Below are 17,482 nucleotides of genomic sequence, written 5' to 3'. Positions count from 1 at the left end.
GGTCCGCGGCGGGAGGTGCGCCCGCCCCGGACCGCCGCGGACCCGCCCGGCCGGCGGAGCACCGCCGGCCGCAGTACCACTGAAGGGACTCACACCGTGACCACCGCTGACGACACCGGGGCCCTGTGGCTGCGGCGCTACCACCCGGCCGACGCCGACGCGGTACGGCTGGTCTGCTTCCCGCACGCGGGCGGTTCGGCCAGCTTCTACCACCCGGTCTCGGCGCGGTTCGCTCCGGCCACCGAGGTCTTGTCAGTGCAGTACCCCGGTCGCCAGGACCGGCGCAAGGAGCCCTGTGTGGAAGACCTCGGCCGGCTGGCCGATCTGATCGCCGAGCAGTTGCTCGCGCTGGACGCCCGGCCCAGCGTGTTCTTCGGGCACAGCATGGGCGCGGCGCTGGCCTTCGAGACGGCGTGGCGGCTGGAGCAGAAGGCCGCCGGACCGCTCACCGTCATCGCCTCCGGCCGACGGGCCCCGTCGACCACGCGTTCCGAGGAGGTGCACCTGCGGGACGACGACGGGATCGTCGCCGAGATGAAGCGGCTGAACGGCACCGCGGCCGGTGTCCTCGGCGACGAGGAGATCCTGCGCATGGCCCTGCCCGCGCTGCGCGGCGACTACCGCGCCATCGAGACGTACTCCTGCCCGCCGGACCGCACGGTGCGGTGCGGGATCACCGTGCTCACCGGTGACGGTGACCCGCTCACCACGGTCGAGGAGGCGGAACGCTGGCAGGACCACACCGAAGGCCCCTTCCGGCTGAGGGTGCTCACCGGCGGCCACTTCTTCCTCACCCAGCAGCTGTCGGCGGTCAACGGCGAGATCGCCGACGCCCTCGACCTGGCACGCACGGCCCCGGCGTCCTGACGTCCGCCCGGGTGGTGCGGCGGCGCCGCACCACCCGGGCAGGCGCAGGAGTCGTGGTCGACACACCACCGGAGAGCCCGCACATGACCGGACCGTCACCCACGTCCGTCACGTTCCCCGTCACTTTCCGCTCACGCGCCTCCTGGACAAGGAAACGCTCATGCGCACATTGCTCGTAGACAACTACGACTCGTTCACCTACAACCTCTTCCACTACCTGTCCCGGGTCAACGGGCAGGAGCCCGAAGTGATCCGCAACGACGACCCGGCGTGGCGGCCGGGCCTCCTCGACGCCTTCGACAACGTGGTGCTCTCCCCCGGCCCCGGCACACCGCACCGGCCCGCCGACTTCGGGCTGTGCGCGGGCATCGCCGAGGAGGGCCGGCTGCCCGTGCTCGGGGTGTGTCTGGGCCATCAGGGCATGGCCCTGGCCCACGGTGCCTCGGTGGGGCGCGCGCCGGAGCCGCGGCACGGCCGGACCTCCGCCGTACGGCACCACGGCACCGGGCTGTTCGAAGGGCTGCCGCAGCCGCTGGAGGTGGTCCGTTACCACTCCCTCGCCGTGACGGATCTGCCGCCGGAGCTCGAGGCCACGGCATGGTCGCCGGACGGGGTGCTGATGGCCCTGCGCCACCGGACGCTGCCGTTGTGGGGCGTTCAGTTCCACCCGGAGTCCATCGGCACGCAGGACGGCCACCGGCTGCTGGAGAACTTCCGGCGCCTGACCGAGCGGCACGGCCGATCCCGCCCCGGCGGGGCGGGGCCCGCCGTCACGAGGAGCATTCCGGAGCAGCGGCGGTCCCCGGACACCATGGGTGCGGCCGAGCGTGCGGGCGCGGGCGGCGTGCAGGGAGCGGGCGGCGTGCAGGGAGCGGTCACGGCCGGGACCGGTGACCGGGTCGCGGGCGGAGGTCCGCCCCGGCGGTTGCGGGTCCTCGTCGAACGGCTGCGCACCCGCTGGGACGCGGAGGTGGCCTTCGACTCGCTGTTCCGCACCGGCGACCATCCGTTCTGGCTGGACAGCAGCCGCCCGGGCGGGCGCCTCGGACAGCTGTCCGTGATGGGGAACGCCTCCGGCCCGCTGGCCCGCGTCGCCACGGCGGACGTGCAGGCCGGCACCGTGACCGTCACCGAGGGCGGCGTCACACGCGTCGAACGGTCGGCCTTCCTGTCCTGGCTGGAGCGGGACCTGGCCGGACTCAGCACCGAGGTACCCGATCTGCCCTTCGACTTCGCCCTCGGCTGGGTCGGGTGCCTCGGCTACGAGCTGAAGGCCGAGTGCGACGGGGAGGCGGCGCACCGCTCCCCCGACCCCGACGCCGTCCTCGTCTTCGCCGACCGTGCACTGGTGCTCGACCACCGCACCGACACGGCCTGTCTGCTGGCCCTGGCCGAGGACGGCGACGAGCAGGCGGCACGGTCCTGGCTCGAATCGGCCGCCGCCGCCCTGGAGACGGTCGCGGGCCGGGAAACGGAGCCCTACGAGGCCCCCGCGCCCGGTGGCAGCGGGCCGGTGGTGCTGCGCCACGACCGCGACGCCTACCTCAAGCTGATCGACGCCTGTCAGCAGGAGATCGCGGCCGGTGAGACGTACGAGGTGTGCCTGACCAACATGGCCGAGGCGGACACCGACCTGGACCCGTGGCAGGCGTACCGCTGTCTGCGCCGGGTGAGCCGCGCGCCGTTCGCCGCGTTCCTGCACTTCGGGCCGATGGCCGTGCTCAGCACCTCGCCCGAGCGGTTCCTGCGCATCGACCGGCACGGCGTGATGGAGTCCAAGCCCATCAAGGGCACCCGGCAGCGCGGCGACACCCCGGAGGAGGACGCCCGGCTCGCCGAGGACCTGGCGACCTGTGAGAAGGACCGCGCCGAGAACCTGATGATCGTCGACCTGGTCCGGCACGACCTCGGCCGGTGTGCGGAGGTCGGCTCGGTCGTCGCGGACCCGGTGTTCCAGGTGGAGACGTACGCGACGGTGCACCAGTTGGTGAGCACGGTCCGGGCGCGGCTGCGCCCGGACCTCAGCCCGGTGGCCGCCGTGCGCGCCGCGTTCCCCGGCGGTTCGATGACGGGGGCCCCGAAGATCCGCACCATGCAGATCATCGACCGGCTGGAGGGCGGTCCGCGCGGCGTGTACTCGGGGGCGATCGGCTACTTCTCGCTGACCGGGGCGGTGGATCTGAGCATCGTGATCCGCACGGTGGTACTCAGCGGGAACCGGCTGCGCTACGGCGTCGGCGGCGCCGTCATCGCGCTCTCGGACCCCGCGGCGGAGTTCGAGGAGACGGCGGTGAAGGCGGCACCGCTGCTGCGGCTGCTCGGCACCGCGTTCCCCGGCCGCCTGGACCTGGCGGACGACGCGGCGGCCGGGGCCGCTCCGGCGGACACGCCCGCCCGAGCGGCGTCCCGGGACGGGCGGGAGGCCCTGCCCCGGTCCCTGTGATCCGCGACGGGACGCCCCGGCGGATCCCTCGGTGTCTCCGCCGGGCCGCCGCCGTGCCTCCGAGCGGCCGGGCGGGCGCCCGCCGCCCGGTCCCCCGTTCCCGGCCCCCGTATGCGTAGGGCGGCCCATGTCTAGGGAAAATCCGGGGTGTTGGGCAACAGCCTGGGAGGGTTCCCCGTTCGCCGGAATCGCTCGACACCCCGGGAGTGATGGTGCCCGTCCACGCTGACGACTACGTGATCCAGCCGCCCGGTGCCGCCGACGGCGGGCTCGACGGTCTCACCCTGCCCGAGGTGTTCGCCGCGGCCGTACGGGGCGGGGGCGACGCCGTGGCGCTGGTGGACGGGGAACGCACCCGTACGTGGCGGGAGTGGCGGGCCGAGGTGGACGCGCTGGCCCGCGGTCTCCAGGAGGCCGGCGTCGGGCCCGGCGACGTGGTCGCCCTGCATCTGCCCAACTGCTGGGAGTACGTCACGCTGCACCTGGCGGCGGCATCGGTGGGGGCCGTCACCCTGCCCGTCCACCGGGGCAACGCCCCCGCTGACGTACGGGCCCTGTTGGAGCGGGCCGGCCCGACGGCGCTCGCGCTGCCGTCGGGCACCCAGGAGGCCGACGGCCCGCTGAGCGCGGTGACGCTGCGGAAGGCGTTGCCGTCGCTGCGCGCCGTCCTGGTCACCGGCGGCGACGCGGCGGACGGCGCGGAGACGGTCGAGGGCCTGCTGGCCCGCTGGGCGGGTGAGCGGCCCCGGCCGGTGGAGGTGCGGCCCGACGCTCCGTTCCTGCTGTTCCCCTCGTCCGGCACCACCTCCGCGCGGCCCAAGATCTGTCTGCACACCCACGACTCACTGCTCACCAACTCCCGTGCGGCGACCGAGGACAGTGCCGGGCCGTACGGCGGCACCCTGATCACGACCTGCCCACTGACCCACTGCTTCGGGCTCCAGTCGATGTACTCGGCGCTGTTCCGTTCCGGCCGTCAGGTGCTGCTGCGTTCGTGGGACGTGGACCGCTTCCTGGAACTCGCGCGGGCGGAGCGGCCGAGCGTGGTGGTCGCCGTACCGGCACAGCTGCACGACGTGGTGTCACGGGCACGGGAGTCGGAGGCGGGCGCGGGGTTCCGCCCGGAGCGGGTGCTGACCGCCGGTGCCGCGCTGCCCGCCGCCCTGGTGCGCGAGGTGCGGGAGGCCCTGGACACCTCGCTGGTCGTGGTGTGGGGCATGTCGGAGGCCGGGAACGGCACCAGCAGTCTGGCCGGGGACCCGCCGGAGGTCGCCGCGCACAGTGTGGGGCGGCCGGTGCGGGGCGCGCGGATGCGCATCCTCGACGAGGACGGGCGGCCGTGTGCCCCCGGTGAGTCCGGGGAGCTGTACTACCGCAGCCCCAGCATGTTCCGCGGCTACTACGGCGAGCCGGAGCTGACCCGGTCGGTGGTGTCCGAGGACGGCTGGCTGCGCACCGGTGACCTCGCCTCGATCGGCGCGGACGGTCTCGTGGTGTTCCACGGCCGCTCCGCCGAACTGATCAATGTGGGCGGCCGCAAGTTCAACGCCGTGGAGGTCCAGGGGATTCTGGCGGACCTGCCCGGTATCGGCCCGCTGGCGGTGGTCGCCAAACCGGATCCGCGGCTCGGGGAGTACCCCTGCCTGGTGGTGACCGCCCGCCCGGCCGACGCGCCGACCTCTCCGGGTGCCGGGGGCGGGTCGCCCGGCCCGGTCGGCCTCGGTGAGGTGACGGCGTTCCTGCGGGAACGCGGCGTCGCCGAGTACAAGATCCCGCTGGAGCTCGTCGTGCTGCCGGCCCTGCCGCGCACACCCGCCGGGAAGATCAACCGGCGGGCACTGGAACAGATCCTGGCCGACGCCGCGGCGCACCCCGAGCCGGTTCCCGCCGACGCGCCCCGCCCGGACCTGCGCACCGCTCTCGGCCTGGTCGCCGCCGCGGTCGCCGAGGTGCTCGGCACGAGGGACGCGGAGGGCGCGGAGGGCGCGGAGCCCATCGGGCCGGACGTCACGTTCCGTGAGCACGGCCTGGATTCGGTGGCTTCGGTGCGGCTGCGCAACGCGCTCGCCGAGGCCACGGGTCTGCCACTGCCCGCCGCGGTGGCGTTCGACTTCCCGACCCCGGTCTCCCTCGCCCGGGAACTGGCCGGGCTGAACCGCCAGGACGAGGAGTTGCCGCCCCACCCGGTGCCCGGCGACGAGCCCGTGGCGATCGTGGGCATGGCCTGCCGGCTGCCCGGGGACACCGTCTCCCCGGAGGCGCTGTGGGCGCTGCTGAGCGACGGCGTCGACGCCGTGTCCGGGTTCCCCACCGACCGCGGCTGGAATCTCGACACCCTCTTCGACGACGACCCGGAGCACCCGGGCACCTCCTACGCCCGCGAGGGCGGGTTCCTGCGCGACGCGGCCCACTTCGACGCCGGGTTCTTCGGCATGTCGGCGCGGGAGTCGCTCGCCACCGATCCGCAGCAGCGGTTGCTGCTGGAGACCGCCTGGGAGGCCGTGGAACGGGCCCGGATCGATCCGCTGACGCTGCGCGGCAGCCGTACCGGGGTGTTCACCGGTGCCATGTACCACGACTACGCGACGGGGGCGACCGACCCGTCCGGCGAGCTGGAGGGGCTGCTCCCGGTGGGTACCTCCGCCGGCGCGCTGTCCGGGCGGATCTCGTACACCCTGGGCCTCGACGGCCCGGCCCTGACGGTGGACACCGCCTGCTCCTCGTCGCTGGTCGCCCTGCATCTGGCGTGCCGGTCACTGCGGTCGGGAGAGTCGGAGCTGGCGCTCGCCGGGGGCGTGGCGGTGATGGCGACGCCGACGCCGTTCGTGGGCTTCTCCCGGCTGCGGGGCCTGTCCCCGGACAGCCGCTGCAAGTCCTTCGGCGAGGGCGCCGACGGGGCCGCCTGGTCGGAGGGCGCCGGTCTGCTGCTCCTGGAGCGGCTGTCCGACGCCCGGCGCAACGGCCATCCCGTACTCGCGGTGATCCGCGGCTCGGCGGTGAACCAGGACGGCGCCTCCAACGGCCTGACCGCGCCCAACGGTCCCGCCCAGCGCCGGGTCATCCGGCGGGCGCTGGCCGACGCGGGGCTCACCGCGGCGGACGTGGACGCGGTGGAGGCGCACGGCACCGGTACGCCGCTGGGCGACCCGATCGAGGCACAGGCCCTGCTCGACACCTACGGACGGGAGCGTCCCGAGGGGCGTCCGCTGTGGCTGGGCTCGGTCAAGTCGAACCTGGGCCACACCCAGGCGGCGGCCGGCGTGACCGGGGTGATGAAGATGGTGCTCGCGCTGGAACACGGGGTGCTGCCGCGCACTCTGCACGCGGACACCCCCAGCTCGAAGGTGGACTGGTCCCCGGGCACGGTTCGGCTGCTGAGCGAGGCACAGGAGTGGCCGGCCGGGGACGGCAGGCCACGCCGGGCGGCCGTCTCGTCGTTCGGCATCAGCGGCACCAACGCCCATCTCGTCCTGGAGGAGGCCCCGGTCGAAGCCGAGGTCGGTGCCGGGGCCGCGCCGCCCGGAAGGACGGAAGGGGGCGAAGGGGCCGCCTCTGGGTCCCGCGAGGTCGTCGTGCCGTGGCTGGTGTCGGCCCGGGACGCCGCGGCACTGCGGGGCCAGGCGCGGCGGCTGGCCGGTTACGCCGAGGCGCATCCGGAGATACCGGCCCGCGACATCGCGTACTCCCTCCTCACCACCCGCTCCCTGCACTGCCGTACGGCGGTGCTCACCGGTGCCGACCGGGCCGCGCTCATGGCGGCGGCCGCCGGGTTCGCCCGGGGTGACGTCGCCGGGGCGGTGGGCCGCAGCGCGGGCGGCGGCTCCCTCGAGCCCGCGTTCGTGTTCACCGGGCAGGGCAGTCAGCGTCCCGGCATGGGCCGCGCGCTCGCCGCCGCGTTCCCGGTCTTCGACGCCGCGCTGCGCGAGGTGTGCGCGGAGCTCGATCCCCTGCTGGAGCGGCCACTGACCTCGGTGATGTGGGCCGGCCCGGACAGCGAGGAGGCCGGCCTGCTGCACGGCACCGGTTACGCGCAGCCCGCCCTGTTCGCCTTCCAGGTGGCCCTGTACCGGCTGCTGGCCTCCTGGGGATTGACGCCCGCACGGCTGGTGGGCCACTCGGTGGGCGAGATCGCCGCCGCGCATGTGGCGGGCGTGCTGAGCCTGCCGGACGCCTGCACCCTGGTCACCGCGCGCGGCCGGCTGATGCAGTCGCTGCCGCCGGGCGGGGCGATGGTCGCCGTCCGCTGCTCCGAGGACGACGTACTGCCGTGGCTGGAGGGGCGTGCTCAGGACATCGCCGTCGCCGCGGTGAACGGACCGCGGTCGGTGGTGCTGTCCGGCGCGGACGGTCCGCTGACCGAACTGGCCGGGGAGCTGACCGCCGCCGGGCACAAGACGCGCCGCCTGGTGGTCAGCCACGCCTTCCACTCGCCGCTGATGGAGCCGATGCTCGCCGCGTTCCGGGAGACCGTGGCGTCCCTGTCCTTCGCCGGACCCGGCCTGCCGCTGATCTCCGGGGTCACCGGCCGCCCGCTCACCGCCGAGGAGGCGCGCGATCCCGGCCACTGGATGCGGCACGCCCGGGAGACGGTCCGGTTCGCGGACGCGGTCGGTCGGCTCGCGGACGCGCACACCGGCGTCTACGTGGAGCTGGGTCCCGAGGCCGCGCTCACCCCCATGGTCGACGAGTGCCTGGAGGAACGCTCCGGACGGCGGGAGCCGGGGACCCTTCCCCTGGTGGAACCGCTGCTGCGGGGCGGGGAGGACGAGGAACGGGCCGTGCTCGCCGCCGCCGTACGGCTGCACGCGCACGGGCTGCCGGTCGACTGGCGGGCGGTGCTGCCCGGAGCACGGGTGGTGCCGCTGCCCACCTACGCCTTCCAGCACGAGTCGTACTGGCTGGCCTCGGTGCCCGCCGGCACGGTGGCCGTGGCGAGCCCGGACACCGTGGGAGCCGCGGACACGGCGCCGGTGCTGGCCGAACGGCTGGCGGGTCTGACGGATGCGGAGCGGGTGGCGTTCGTGACGGATCTGGTGCGCGGGGAGCTGGCGGCCGTGGTCGGCGGGGAACTGCCGCCGGACGCCGGTCCCGGCCTGGCCTTCACCGAATTCGGCGTCACCTCCGTCACCGCCGTCGAACTGCGCAACCGGCTCACCGCCGTCACCGGGGTCCGGCTGCCGCCGACCCTGGTCTTCGACCATCCCTCGCCCGCCGCGGTGGCCCGCCTGGTGTGCGACACGCTCCAGCAGTCCGGCCCGGTCCGTGTCCGGGACGCGGGCACCCTGGTCGACGAGCTCGAGGCGCTGCTCACGTCGGGCGCGGACCTCGACGCCGGGACGGCGGTCCGGCTGAAGGCGCTGGCCGCGCGCTGGGCCCCGGCTCGCGCCGACGCCCCGGAACCGGTCGGCGGCCCGCTGGACCTGGAGGGTGCCTCGGACGAGGAACTGTTCCGCCTCATGGACGGGGGCAACGACAGGTAGGCGGGGTACGGCACTTGTCCACGTCCCGTCGCCCGTCCCTCGACGGGCAGCGGCATCCACGGGCCGACCGGCGGCCGGTCCTCCACTTCGCGCGCATCCGCGCATCCGCACATCCACCAGCGGGAGATCACCTCATGAGCGGGCTCGTCATGCCCCCCGTCACCCAGCCCGGCTCCGGCTCCGGCTCCGGCTCCGGCTCCGGCTCCGGCGATCTGATGATCGAGGCGGACGCCGTCAGCAAGTCGTACGGCACGGTCAACGCCCTGGACTCGGTCAGCGTCAGCGCCCGCCAGGGCAGCGTTCTGGCCCTCCTCGGTCACAACGGAGCCGGCAAGACCACTCTGGTCAACATCCTGACCACCGCCCTGCCGCTCTCCTCGGGCAGGGCGTCGGTCGCCGGGTACGACGTGACCCGGGACCCCTTCCAGATTCGCCGCCGCATCGGCCTCACCGGCCAGTTCGCGTCCGTGGACGGTCAGCTCAGCGGACGCGACAACCTCGTCCTGATCGCCCGGCTGCTCGGTGCGGGACGCCGGGCCGCTCACTCCCGGGCCGACGAGCTGCTGGAGCTGTTCCAGCTGACCTCGGTCGCCGACCGGCGGGCGAGTGGCTATTCGGGCGGCCTGCGGCGGCGGCTGGATCTGGCCGTGTCCCTGGTGGGCGGCCCTCAGGTGATCTTCCTCGACGAGCCCACCACCGGCCTGGACCCGTCGAGCCGGCTGAACCTGTGGGAGATCGTCGAGGGCCTGGTCGAGCAGGGCGCCACGGTGCTGCTGACCACGCAGTACCTCGAGGAGGCCGACCGCCTCGCCGACACCATCACGGTGCTCTCCGACGGCCGGGTCGTCGCCTCCGGCACGGCCCACGAGCTCAAGGCCACCGTCGGCCGCCGCACCGTGACCCTGACGCTGGACAGCGACGACGCCCCTGTGAGAGCGGGAGCCGCACTGCGCGACGCCGGTTTCGCCCCGGTCGGCGGCGAGGAGGCCACCCGCAGCCTCGTCGTCCCCATCGACACCACCCGGCAGATCGCCGACGTCATCCGTGCGCTGGACCACGCGGGTGTCGAGGCCACCGAGCTGACGTTCGGCGAACCGAGCCTGGACGACGTGTATTTGACCCTCGCCGAGCAGCACGCCCGGACCCCGGCGTGACCGCCGCCCGACGCCCTCTGTGGAGGACCTCTTGACCACGCACCTCACTCCCGCCGCGCGCCCGGACGCACCCGCGGCCGTCGCGCTCAAGGCACCGGACTTCGGCGGGAGTTCGTTCATCGCTCAGGTGCGGGTGCTCACCGGGCGGTCGCTGCGGGCGATGGTGACCGACCCGGGCATCGTGCTGTTCGGTCTGATCCAGCCGGTCGTCATCCTGTTCGTGCTGACCCAGGTGTTCAGCAAGATGGGCATGCCCCCGCACTTCCCGAACGGTGTCAGCTACCTCGACTTCGTGCTGCCGGCCGTCCTGGTGGACAACGCCGCGCAGTCGGCGATGCAGTCCGGGGTGGGCCTGGTGGAGGACCTGCGCAACGGCGTGGTCGCCCGGCTGCGTTCGCTGCCCGTGCACCCCGGGGCCCTGCTGGCCGCACGCAGTCTCGTGGGACTGGTGCGCAGCGCCGTGCAGATCCTTGTGATCATGGTGCTGGCGATGACGGTCCTGGGCTACTCCCCCAACGGGGGCATCGCCGAACTCGCCCTGTCCGCCGGGCTGACGCTCTTCATCAGCTTCGCCCTGGGCTGGGCCTTCATCGCGGCCGGTGCCTGGCTGCGTCGGGCCGAACCGCTGCAGAACCTCGCCCTGATCGTGATCTTCCCGCTGATGTTCGCGTCCAGCGCCTACGTGCCGGTCGCCGACCTGCCCGGCTGGCTGGCGGCCGTCGCCCACGTCAACCCCCTGACGTACGCCATCGACGCCAGCCGCGCCCTCGCACTGGACGTGCCGGGCCTCGACCACGCGATCCCCGCGCTGGTCATCGGCGTGGTGATCAGCGCGGTGGGTGCGTTCGCCGCGCTGGCCGGCTTCCGCCGGCCTCTCTGACCCCCGCACCACTCCCCCGGGTGCGGGACATCGGCCCGTGGGCGTCTTTCGGCGCTCACGGGCCTTTTTGCGGCCGGTACGGCGGGACACCGGAGGCACCCGTGGGCATCGGGATGACGTCTGGGGATCTCGGTCCCGTGTGAGCCGATGAGCTGCGGCAATGTGTGAGCGGGCAGCGTGCGGGGCCCGAACGGGCGCGCCCGGAGCCGTGTCCGGCGGCGCGTGGCGGTGCCGGGCGCCGGACAAGGGCCGGCAGGAGCCGCTGAGGGGTCACAGGAGCCTACGATTCGAGCGGGGAACTCGCCGGGGACACGCCGGGCGCTCGATCCGTACGGCACCGGGTGGGAGTCCCCGAGACGCGTCCGCCCCGCCGCCCGCTCCGGTCACCGATCCGAGTGAAACAGGCCAAGCGGAAGACCCTGTGGCCGGATAATCGCTGAACAGTGCGTGAGGCGGGTGCCCGATCCGCCTCCGAACGGACACCCGCCGAAGGGAAAACGGGCAGGAGAGGTGAGCCGGCCGCGGGCGGACCCGTCGGCCGGTCACCCGGAACGGCACCGCCCGTCCGGCCTGGGGCCGGACGGGCGGGACGGTGTGGCGGGCTGTGGTGCCGAGCGGTTCCGTCCGGCGTCCGAGCCGGACGGAACGCGTGTTACGAGAGGCCGATTTCGTTGTCGAGCATGTCGAACACCTCCTCGTCCGTAGCCGAGTCGAAGTCGAACCCGTCGTCCTCCTCACCGGACACAGCGGACGACTCCGCGCGCAGCGACTGCCACTTGCTGCGGAGCACCTCGAGCCGGCCCGCGACCTGTTCGAACAGTTCGGCACCGGCTTCGATGCCCGTGATGCTCTTCTCCAGCCTGTCCAGCTCCGCCAGGACCGTCTCCGGTCCGTCGGCCGGGGCCGGGGCGACGCGTGCGTACAGGTGGGCGACGAGTTCGCTGGGCGTGGGGTAGTCGAACAGGAGGGTGGCCGGGAGGCGGGTGCCGGTGAGCGCGCCGAGCCGGTTGCGCAGCTCGACGGAGGTCAGCGAGTCGAAGCCGAGGTCCTGGAAGGGGCGGGTCGGCTCGACGTCCGCCAGGTCCATGTGACCGAGGACGGTGGCGATCTGACCGCGCACCATTTCCAGCAGTGCTTCCCGGCCCTCCGCCGGAGTGAGTCCGGACAGCCGCCGGGCGAGGTCCGCGGCGGCGGCCGTTCCCGCCGCCGAGGCCGTACGACGGGACGCCACCCGGATCAGTGACCGGAACAGCGGCGGCACCTCGCCGAGGGACCGCAGGGTCCCCAGGTCCAGCCGTACGGGCAGGACCGCGGCTCCCGCGTCGGCGGTGCGGAGCGTGTCGAACAGGGCCAGGCCCTGCTCCGGCGGCATCGGCGGCATGCCCGCCCTGGTCATCCGCGCGATGTCGGCCTCGCCGAGCTCGCCGGTCATGCCGCTGCCCCGGGTCCAAGGGCCCCAGCCGAGGGACAGGGCGGGCAGTCCCCGGTTCCGGCGGTGCAGGGCGAGGGCGTCCAGGAAGGCGTTGCCCGCCGCGTAGTTGGCCTGACCGGCGTTGCCGAGCGTGCCGGCCACCGAGGAGAACAGCACGAAGGCGTCGAGCGGGAGGTCCGCGGTGGCCTCGTGCAGGTGCCAGGCGGCGTCCGCCTTGGGCCGCAGAACGGCGGCGAGCCGCTCGGGCGTGAGGGAGTCGACCATCCCGTCGTCCAGGACGCCCGCCGCGTGGATCACGGCGCGCAGCGGCCGGTCGGCGGGCACCTCGGCCAGCAGCCGGTCGAGTGCGGCGCGGTCCGTCACGTCGCAGGCGGCGACGGTGACCCGGGCGCCTTCCCTCTCCAGCGCGGCGGCGAGTTCGCCGGCGCCGTCGGCGGCGGGGCCGCGCCGGCTCACCAGCAGCAGGCTCCGCGCGCCGTGCTCGGTCACCAGGTGGCGGGCGACGGCGGCACCGAGGCCGCCGGTGCCGCCGGTGACGAGGACGGTTCCCTCGACGTCCCAGTCGCCCGTCTCCTGTGGTTCGGGTGCGGCGACCCGCACCAGCCGGGGCACGAGCACCCGGCCCTCGCGCACCGCGAGTTGCGGCTCGTCGGGGGTGGGCGTGAGAACGGCGGACGGAAGAACCGTCTCCGGGCCCGTGTCCGCGTCCGCGTCCGGGTTCTCCAGGTCCAGCAGGGTGAACCGGTCGGGGTGTTCCGCCTGGGCCGCGCGCACCAGCCCCCATACGGCGGCCGCCGCCGGGTCGGCTCCGTCGGTCGCGCCCCGGGTGACGACGACCAGGCGGGAGGCGGCGAACCGGTCGTCGGCGAGCCAGGTGCCGAGCGTCTCCAGGACGTGGGCCGTCGCGGTGTGCGCGGCACGTGCCCTGTCGGCCGGTGCGGTGCGGGTGTGGACGGGCAGGAGGACGACCGGCGGTACGGGGCTCTCGGCCGCCGCGTCGGCCAGTGCCGTCAGGTCCGCGTACCTGTCGGCAGCGACGGCGTTCCGAACGGCCGCGTCGAGGATGTCGTCGTCCGGGCCGATCAGGGCGACCCGTGCGGCCCCGGCCGTCGGTGCGTCAAACGACGTGCCCGCCGTCTGTTCCGGCGCCAGAATCCAGTCCAGGGCGAACAGGGAGTCCCGGTCGGTGCCCGCCGCGCTGCCGAGCTGTGCTGCGGAGATCGGGCGGGTCACCAGGGAGTTGACGGTGGCCACGGGGGCGCCGGTGGTGTCGGCGACGGCGATCGCGAGGGTGCCGTCGTCGGCGCGGGAGAGCCGGATACGGACGGCCGACGCGCCGACCGCGTGCAGGGACACGCCGTTCCAGGAGAACGGGACCCCGCCGCCCTGCGGGGAGTCACCGTCCTGTGGCGCGTCGCCGTCGGTGCCGGTGCCGGCCAGTGCGGTGGCGTGGAGTGCGGCGTCGAAGAGCGCGGGGTGCAGGCCGTACGCGCCGCCGTCGGTACCGTCGGGCAGGGCGACCTCGGCGAACACCTCGCCGTCCCGCCGCCAGGCGGCCCGCAGTCCTTGGAATACCGGCCCGTAGGTGAAGCCGGCGTCCTCGAAGCGGTCGTACAGGCCGTCCGTGTCGAGCGGTTCGGCCTTCTCCGGCGGCCAGACGGTCGCGTCGAAGTCCGTGGCGGCCGAGGCCGCCGGTCCGGTCGCGAGGCTGCCCTCGGCATGGGTCGTCCAGATGGCCCCGGGGTCGTCGGCCGGCCGGGAGTGAATGCCGAGGGAGCGGCGGCCCGAGTCGTCGGGGGCGCCGATGCCGACCTGGAGCTGGACCGTGCCCCGGGCGGGCAGGACCAGCGGTGCGGCGAGGGTGAGTTCCTCCACCAGCTCGCAGCCCAGGGAGTTCGCGGCGTGCACCGCCAGCTCCAGCAGGGCGGTGCCGGGGACGAGGACGGCGCCCATGACGACGTGGTCGGCGAGCCAGCCGTGCGTGCCGACCGACAGCCGTCCGGTGAACAAGTGGCCGTCGGTCCCGGCGAGTTCCACCGCGCCGCTGAGCAGCGGGTGGTCGGCGGACGACAGGCCGGCGGCCTCCGCTCCCGCGCCCATGTGCATCTCCGTGGGCCAGAAACGGCGCCGCTGGAAGGCGTACGTGGGCAGGGCGACCCGGCGGGCGCCCAGGCCGGCGTAGAACGCGTCCCAGTCGACGGGCACGCCGTGTCCGTGGAGCCGGGCGAGGGCCTCGACCAGGGCGGTCTCGCCGGGGGCGGTACGGCGCTGGGCGGCGACGGTCACGGCGTGCTCGGGCAGCGTCTCGCGGGCCATGGCCGAGGCGACGCCGTCGGGGCCGAGTTCCAGGAACCGGGTGACGCCCTGCTCGTGCAGGGTGCGCACCCCGTCGGAGAAGCGGACGGCCTCGCCGACGTGCCGCACCCAGTAGTCGGCGGAGCACAGCTGGTCCGCGGTGGCGAGGGTGCCGGTGAGGTTGGAGACCACGGGCAGCGCGGGCGGCTGGGGTGACAGCCCTTCCAGGACCGCCCGGAACTCCTCCAGCATCGGCTCCATCAGCGGGGAGTGGAAGGCGTGCGACACCCGCAGGGCGGTCGTACGACGGCCCTGGTCCCGGAAGACCGCGGTCACCTTCTCCACGTCCTGCGCGACACCCGACACCACGACGGAGGCGGGGCCGTTGACGGCGGCGACACCGACGCCGTCGGTGAGGAGCGGCAGTACCTCGGCCTCGGTGGCCTGCACCGCCGCCATGGCACCGCCGACGGGCAGCGCCTGCATCAGTCGGCCGCGGGCTGCGACCAGCGCGCAGGCTTCCTCCAGGGTGAAGACCCCGGCGACGTGGGCAGCGGTGATCTCACCGATCGAGTGCCCCGCCACGTACTCGGGGACGACACCGAACGACTCGGCGAGGCGGTACAGGGCCGTTCCGAGGGCGAAGAGGGCGGCCTGGGTGTAGGCGGTGCCGTTGAGGGTCTCCTCCTCGTCCCCCCAGACGACCTCACGCAGCGGCCGGTCCAGGTGCTCGTCCAGTCCGGCGCAGGCCTCGTCGAAGGCCTCGGTGAACACCGGGAACCGCTCGTACAGGTCCCGGCCCATGCCGAGCCGCTGCGATCCCTGGCCCGGGAAGAGGAAGGCGAGCAGACCCTCGCCGGCAGTGGTCGCCGGCTCCTCCCCACGGGCGACCGTGCGCAGCGCGGCCAGCAGCCCGTCCCGCTCCGCGCCGACGACCGCGACGCGGTGTTCGAACGCCGCTCGGGTGGTCGCCAGCGAGTACGCCACGTCGATCGGGCGCGGCGCGTCCTTTGCGGTCTCTTCGGCCTCCTCCACGTATGCCAGCAGGCGTTCGGCCTGGGCGCGCAGGGCGTCCTGGTCGCGGGCCGACAGCAGCCATGGCACCACCGGGGCCGGGCGCCCGTCGACCGCCTCTCCGGATACCGCGGGGGCGGTCCGGGCGACCTGGGCGGCGTCCGGTGCCTGCTCGACGATGACGTGCGCGTTGGTTCCGCTGATGCCGAAGGAGGAGACACCGGCGCGGCGCGGGCGGCCGGTACCGGCCCACTCCCGCGGTTCGGTCAGCAGGGCGACCGAACCGGTGGTCCAGTCGACCTGGTCGCTGGGCGCGTCCACGTTGACGGTGGCGGGCAGGACACCGTGCCGCATCGACATCACCATTTTGATGACGCCCGCGACACCGGCGGCGGCCTGCGTGTGGCCGATGTTGGACTTCACCGAGCCGAGCCACAGCGGGCGCTCCTCGGGCCGGTCCTGGCCATAGGTGGCCAGCAGCGCCTGCGCCTCGATCGGGTCGCCCAGGGTCGTGCCCGTACCGTGTGCCTCCACCGCGTCGATCTGGTCGGCGGCCAGCCGCGCGTTGGCGAGGGCCTGCCGGATCACGCGGCGCTGGGAGGGGCCGTTGGGGGCGGTGAGCCCATTGCTCGCGCCGTCCTGGTTGACGGCGGAGCCCCGGACCACGGCCAGCACCTCGTGCCCGTTGCGCAGCGCGTCGGACAGCCGTTCGATCACGAGGAAGCCGGCTCCCTCGGAGAATCCGGTGCCGTCGGCCGCCGCAGCGAACGACTTGCACCGGCCGTCGGGCGCCAGGCCGCCCTGGCGGCCGAATTCGACGAACACGCCGGGCGTGGAGAGCACGGTGACACCGCCGGTGACGGCGAGCGAGCAGTCGCCCTGTCGCAGCGCCTGCACCGCGAGGTGCAGCGCGACCAGGGAGGACGAGCAGGCGGTGTCGACGGAGACCGCCGGGCCCTCGAGACCGAGCTTGTAGGCGATGCGGCCGGTGACGACGCTGCCGTTGCCGTCGCTGCCGGGGTAGTCGTGGTACATCACGCCGGCGAAGACGCCGGTGCGGCTGCCCCTGAGCGAGCCCGGGTCGATGCCCGCCCGCTCCAGCGCCTCCCAGGACAGCTCCAGCGCCAGCCGCTGCTGCGGGTCCATCGCCAGTGCCTCGCGCGGCGAGATGCCGAAGAACCCGGGGTCGAAGTCGGCCGCCCCGTCGAGGAAGCCGCCCTCCCGCGCGTAGTAGCCGTCGGAGTGCTTGGCCTCCGGGTCGCGCAGCATCGACAGGTCCCATCCCCGGTCCTCGGGGAACGGGGTGACGGCGTCCGCACCGTCCGTCACCAGTCGCCACAGGTCCTCGGGCGAGGACACTCCGCCCGGGTAGCGGCAGGCCATGCCGACGATAGCGATCGGTTCGTGCTGAACGGCGGTGAGCCGTCGGTTGTCCCGGCGCAGCCGCGCGGTCTCCGCGCGGGCGGCGCGCAGGGCGTCGGGGATCGCGAGGGCTCCGGGGACACCCACGGTGTCGGATTCCCGCTCGGTCTCGCCCTGGTCGGGGGCGGGTACGCCCAGGTCGTCCTGGAGGGCGTCGGCGGTGCCGTCCTGTGCGTCGTCCAGGTCGGCGTCCGGCTCCTCCCGGCCCGCGCCGGCCTCTTCCCGCGCCGGCGCACCGTCGTCCTCGGCGAGTTCGAGGAGGACGTCCATCAGACCGGCGTCCCGCAGGCGCCTGGTCGGGATCGACCGCAGTGCCCGGCGGATGCCGTCCTCCCCGGTGGAGCCGTCCGCGTCATCGCCCGACGCCGGGTACGCGGCGGCCAGTTCGGCCTCCACGAACTCGGTGACGGCGAGGGCGTTGGGGTGGTCGAAGACCAGGGTCGCGGGGAGCCGGAGTCCGGTGAGGTGGTTGAGCTGGTTGCGCAGTTCGGTCGC

6 protein-coding genes are annotated in these 17,482 nt (G+C 74.2%); 5 read left to right on the top strand and 1 reads right to left on the bottom strand.

All coding sequences use genetic code 11. From position 1 onward, the window contains the following. The first annotated feature begins 96 nt into the window (after positions 1-96). From ACFWVE_RS32585 to ACFWVE_RS32565, 5 genes are all read left to right on the top strand, one after another. Complete coding sequence (locus ACFWVE_RS32585; RefSeq protein WP_384022053.1) at positions 97-867, top strand: thioesterase II family protein; 771 nt, start codon at positions 97-99, stop codon at positions 865-867. 160 nt (positions 868-1,027) lie between these two features. Further along, a complete protein-coding gene (gene pabB / locus ACFWVE_RS32580; RefSeq protein WP_384022050.1) occupies positions 1,028-3,310 on the top strand; it encodes an aminodeoxychorismate synthase component I in 2,283 nt (760 codons plus the stop codon). Between the two features lie 209 nt (positions 3,311-3,519). Further along, positions 3,520-8,790 (top strand): beta-ketoacyl synthase N-terminal-like domain-containing protein, encoded by a 5,271-nt coding sequence (locus ACFWVE_RS32575; RefSeq protein WP_384022046.1) that lies wholly within the window; start codon positions 3,520-3,522, stop codon positions 8,788-8,790. 134 nt (positions 8,791-8,924) lie between these two features. Then, positions 8,925-9,944, top strand: a complete 1,020-nt coding sequence (locus ACFWVE_RS32570) for an ATP-binding cassette domain-containing protein (RefSeq protein ID WP_384022043.1) — start codon at positions 8,925-8,927, stop codon at positions 9,942-9,944. A gap of 31 nt (positions 9,945-9,975) precedes the next feature. Then, a complete protein-coding gene (locus ACFWVE_RS32565) occupies positions 9,976-10,824 on the top strand; it encodes an ABC transporter permease (protein ID WP_384022040.1) in 849 nt (282 codons plus the stop codon). A gap of 652 nt (positions 10,825-11,476) precedes the next feature. Here the strand turns inward: ACFWVE_RS32565 and ACFWVE_RS32560 are convergent. Beyond that, on the bottom strand, positions 11,477-17,482 hold a 6,006-nt coding region (locus ACFWVE_RS32560), incomplete at its 5' end, for an SDR family NAD(P)-dependent oxidoreductase (protein WP_384022037.1).

Origin of the sequence: Streptomyces sp. NPDC058632, assembly GCF_042717095.1 — a bacterium.
Lineage (GTDB): Bacteria > Actinomycetota > Actinomycetes > Streptomycetales > Streptomycetaceae > Streptomyces.
The sequence above is the reverse complement of the archived record's forward strand: the minus strand, read 5'-3'. Positions and strand labels throughout refer to the sequence as shown.

Coding starts and splice junctions, on each gene's coding strand:
- pabB (WP_384022050.1), top strand. CDS start 1,028: ATGCGCACATTGCTCGTAGACAACTACGACTCGTTCACCTACAACCTC.
- ACFWVE_RS32575 (WP_384022046.1), top strand. CDS start 3,520: ATGGTGCCCGTCCACGCTGACGACTACGTGATCCAGCCGCCCGGTGCC.
- ACFWVE_RS32570 (WP_384022043.1), top strand. CDS start 8,925: ATGAGCGGGCTCGTCATGCCCCCCGTCACCCAGCCCGGCTCCGGCTCC.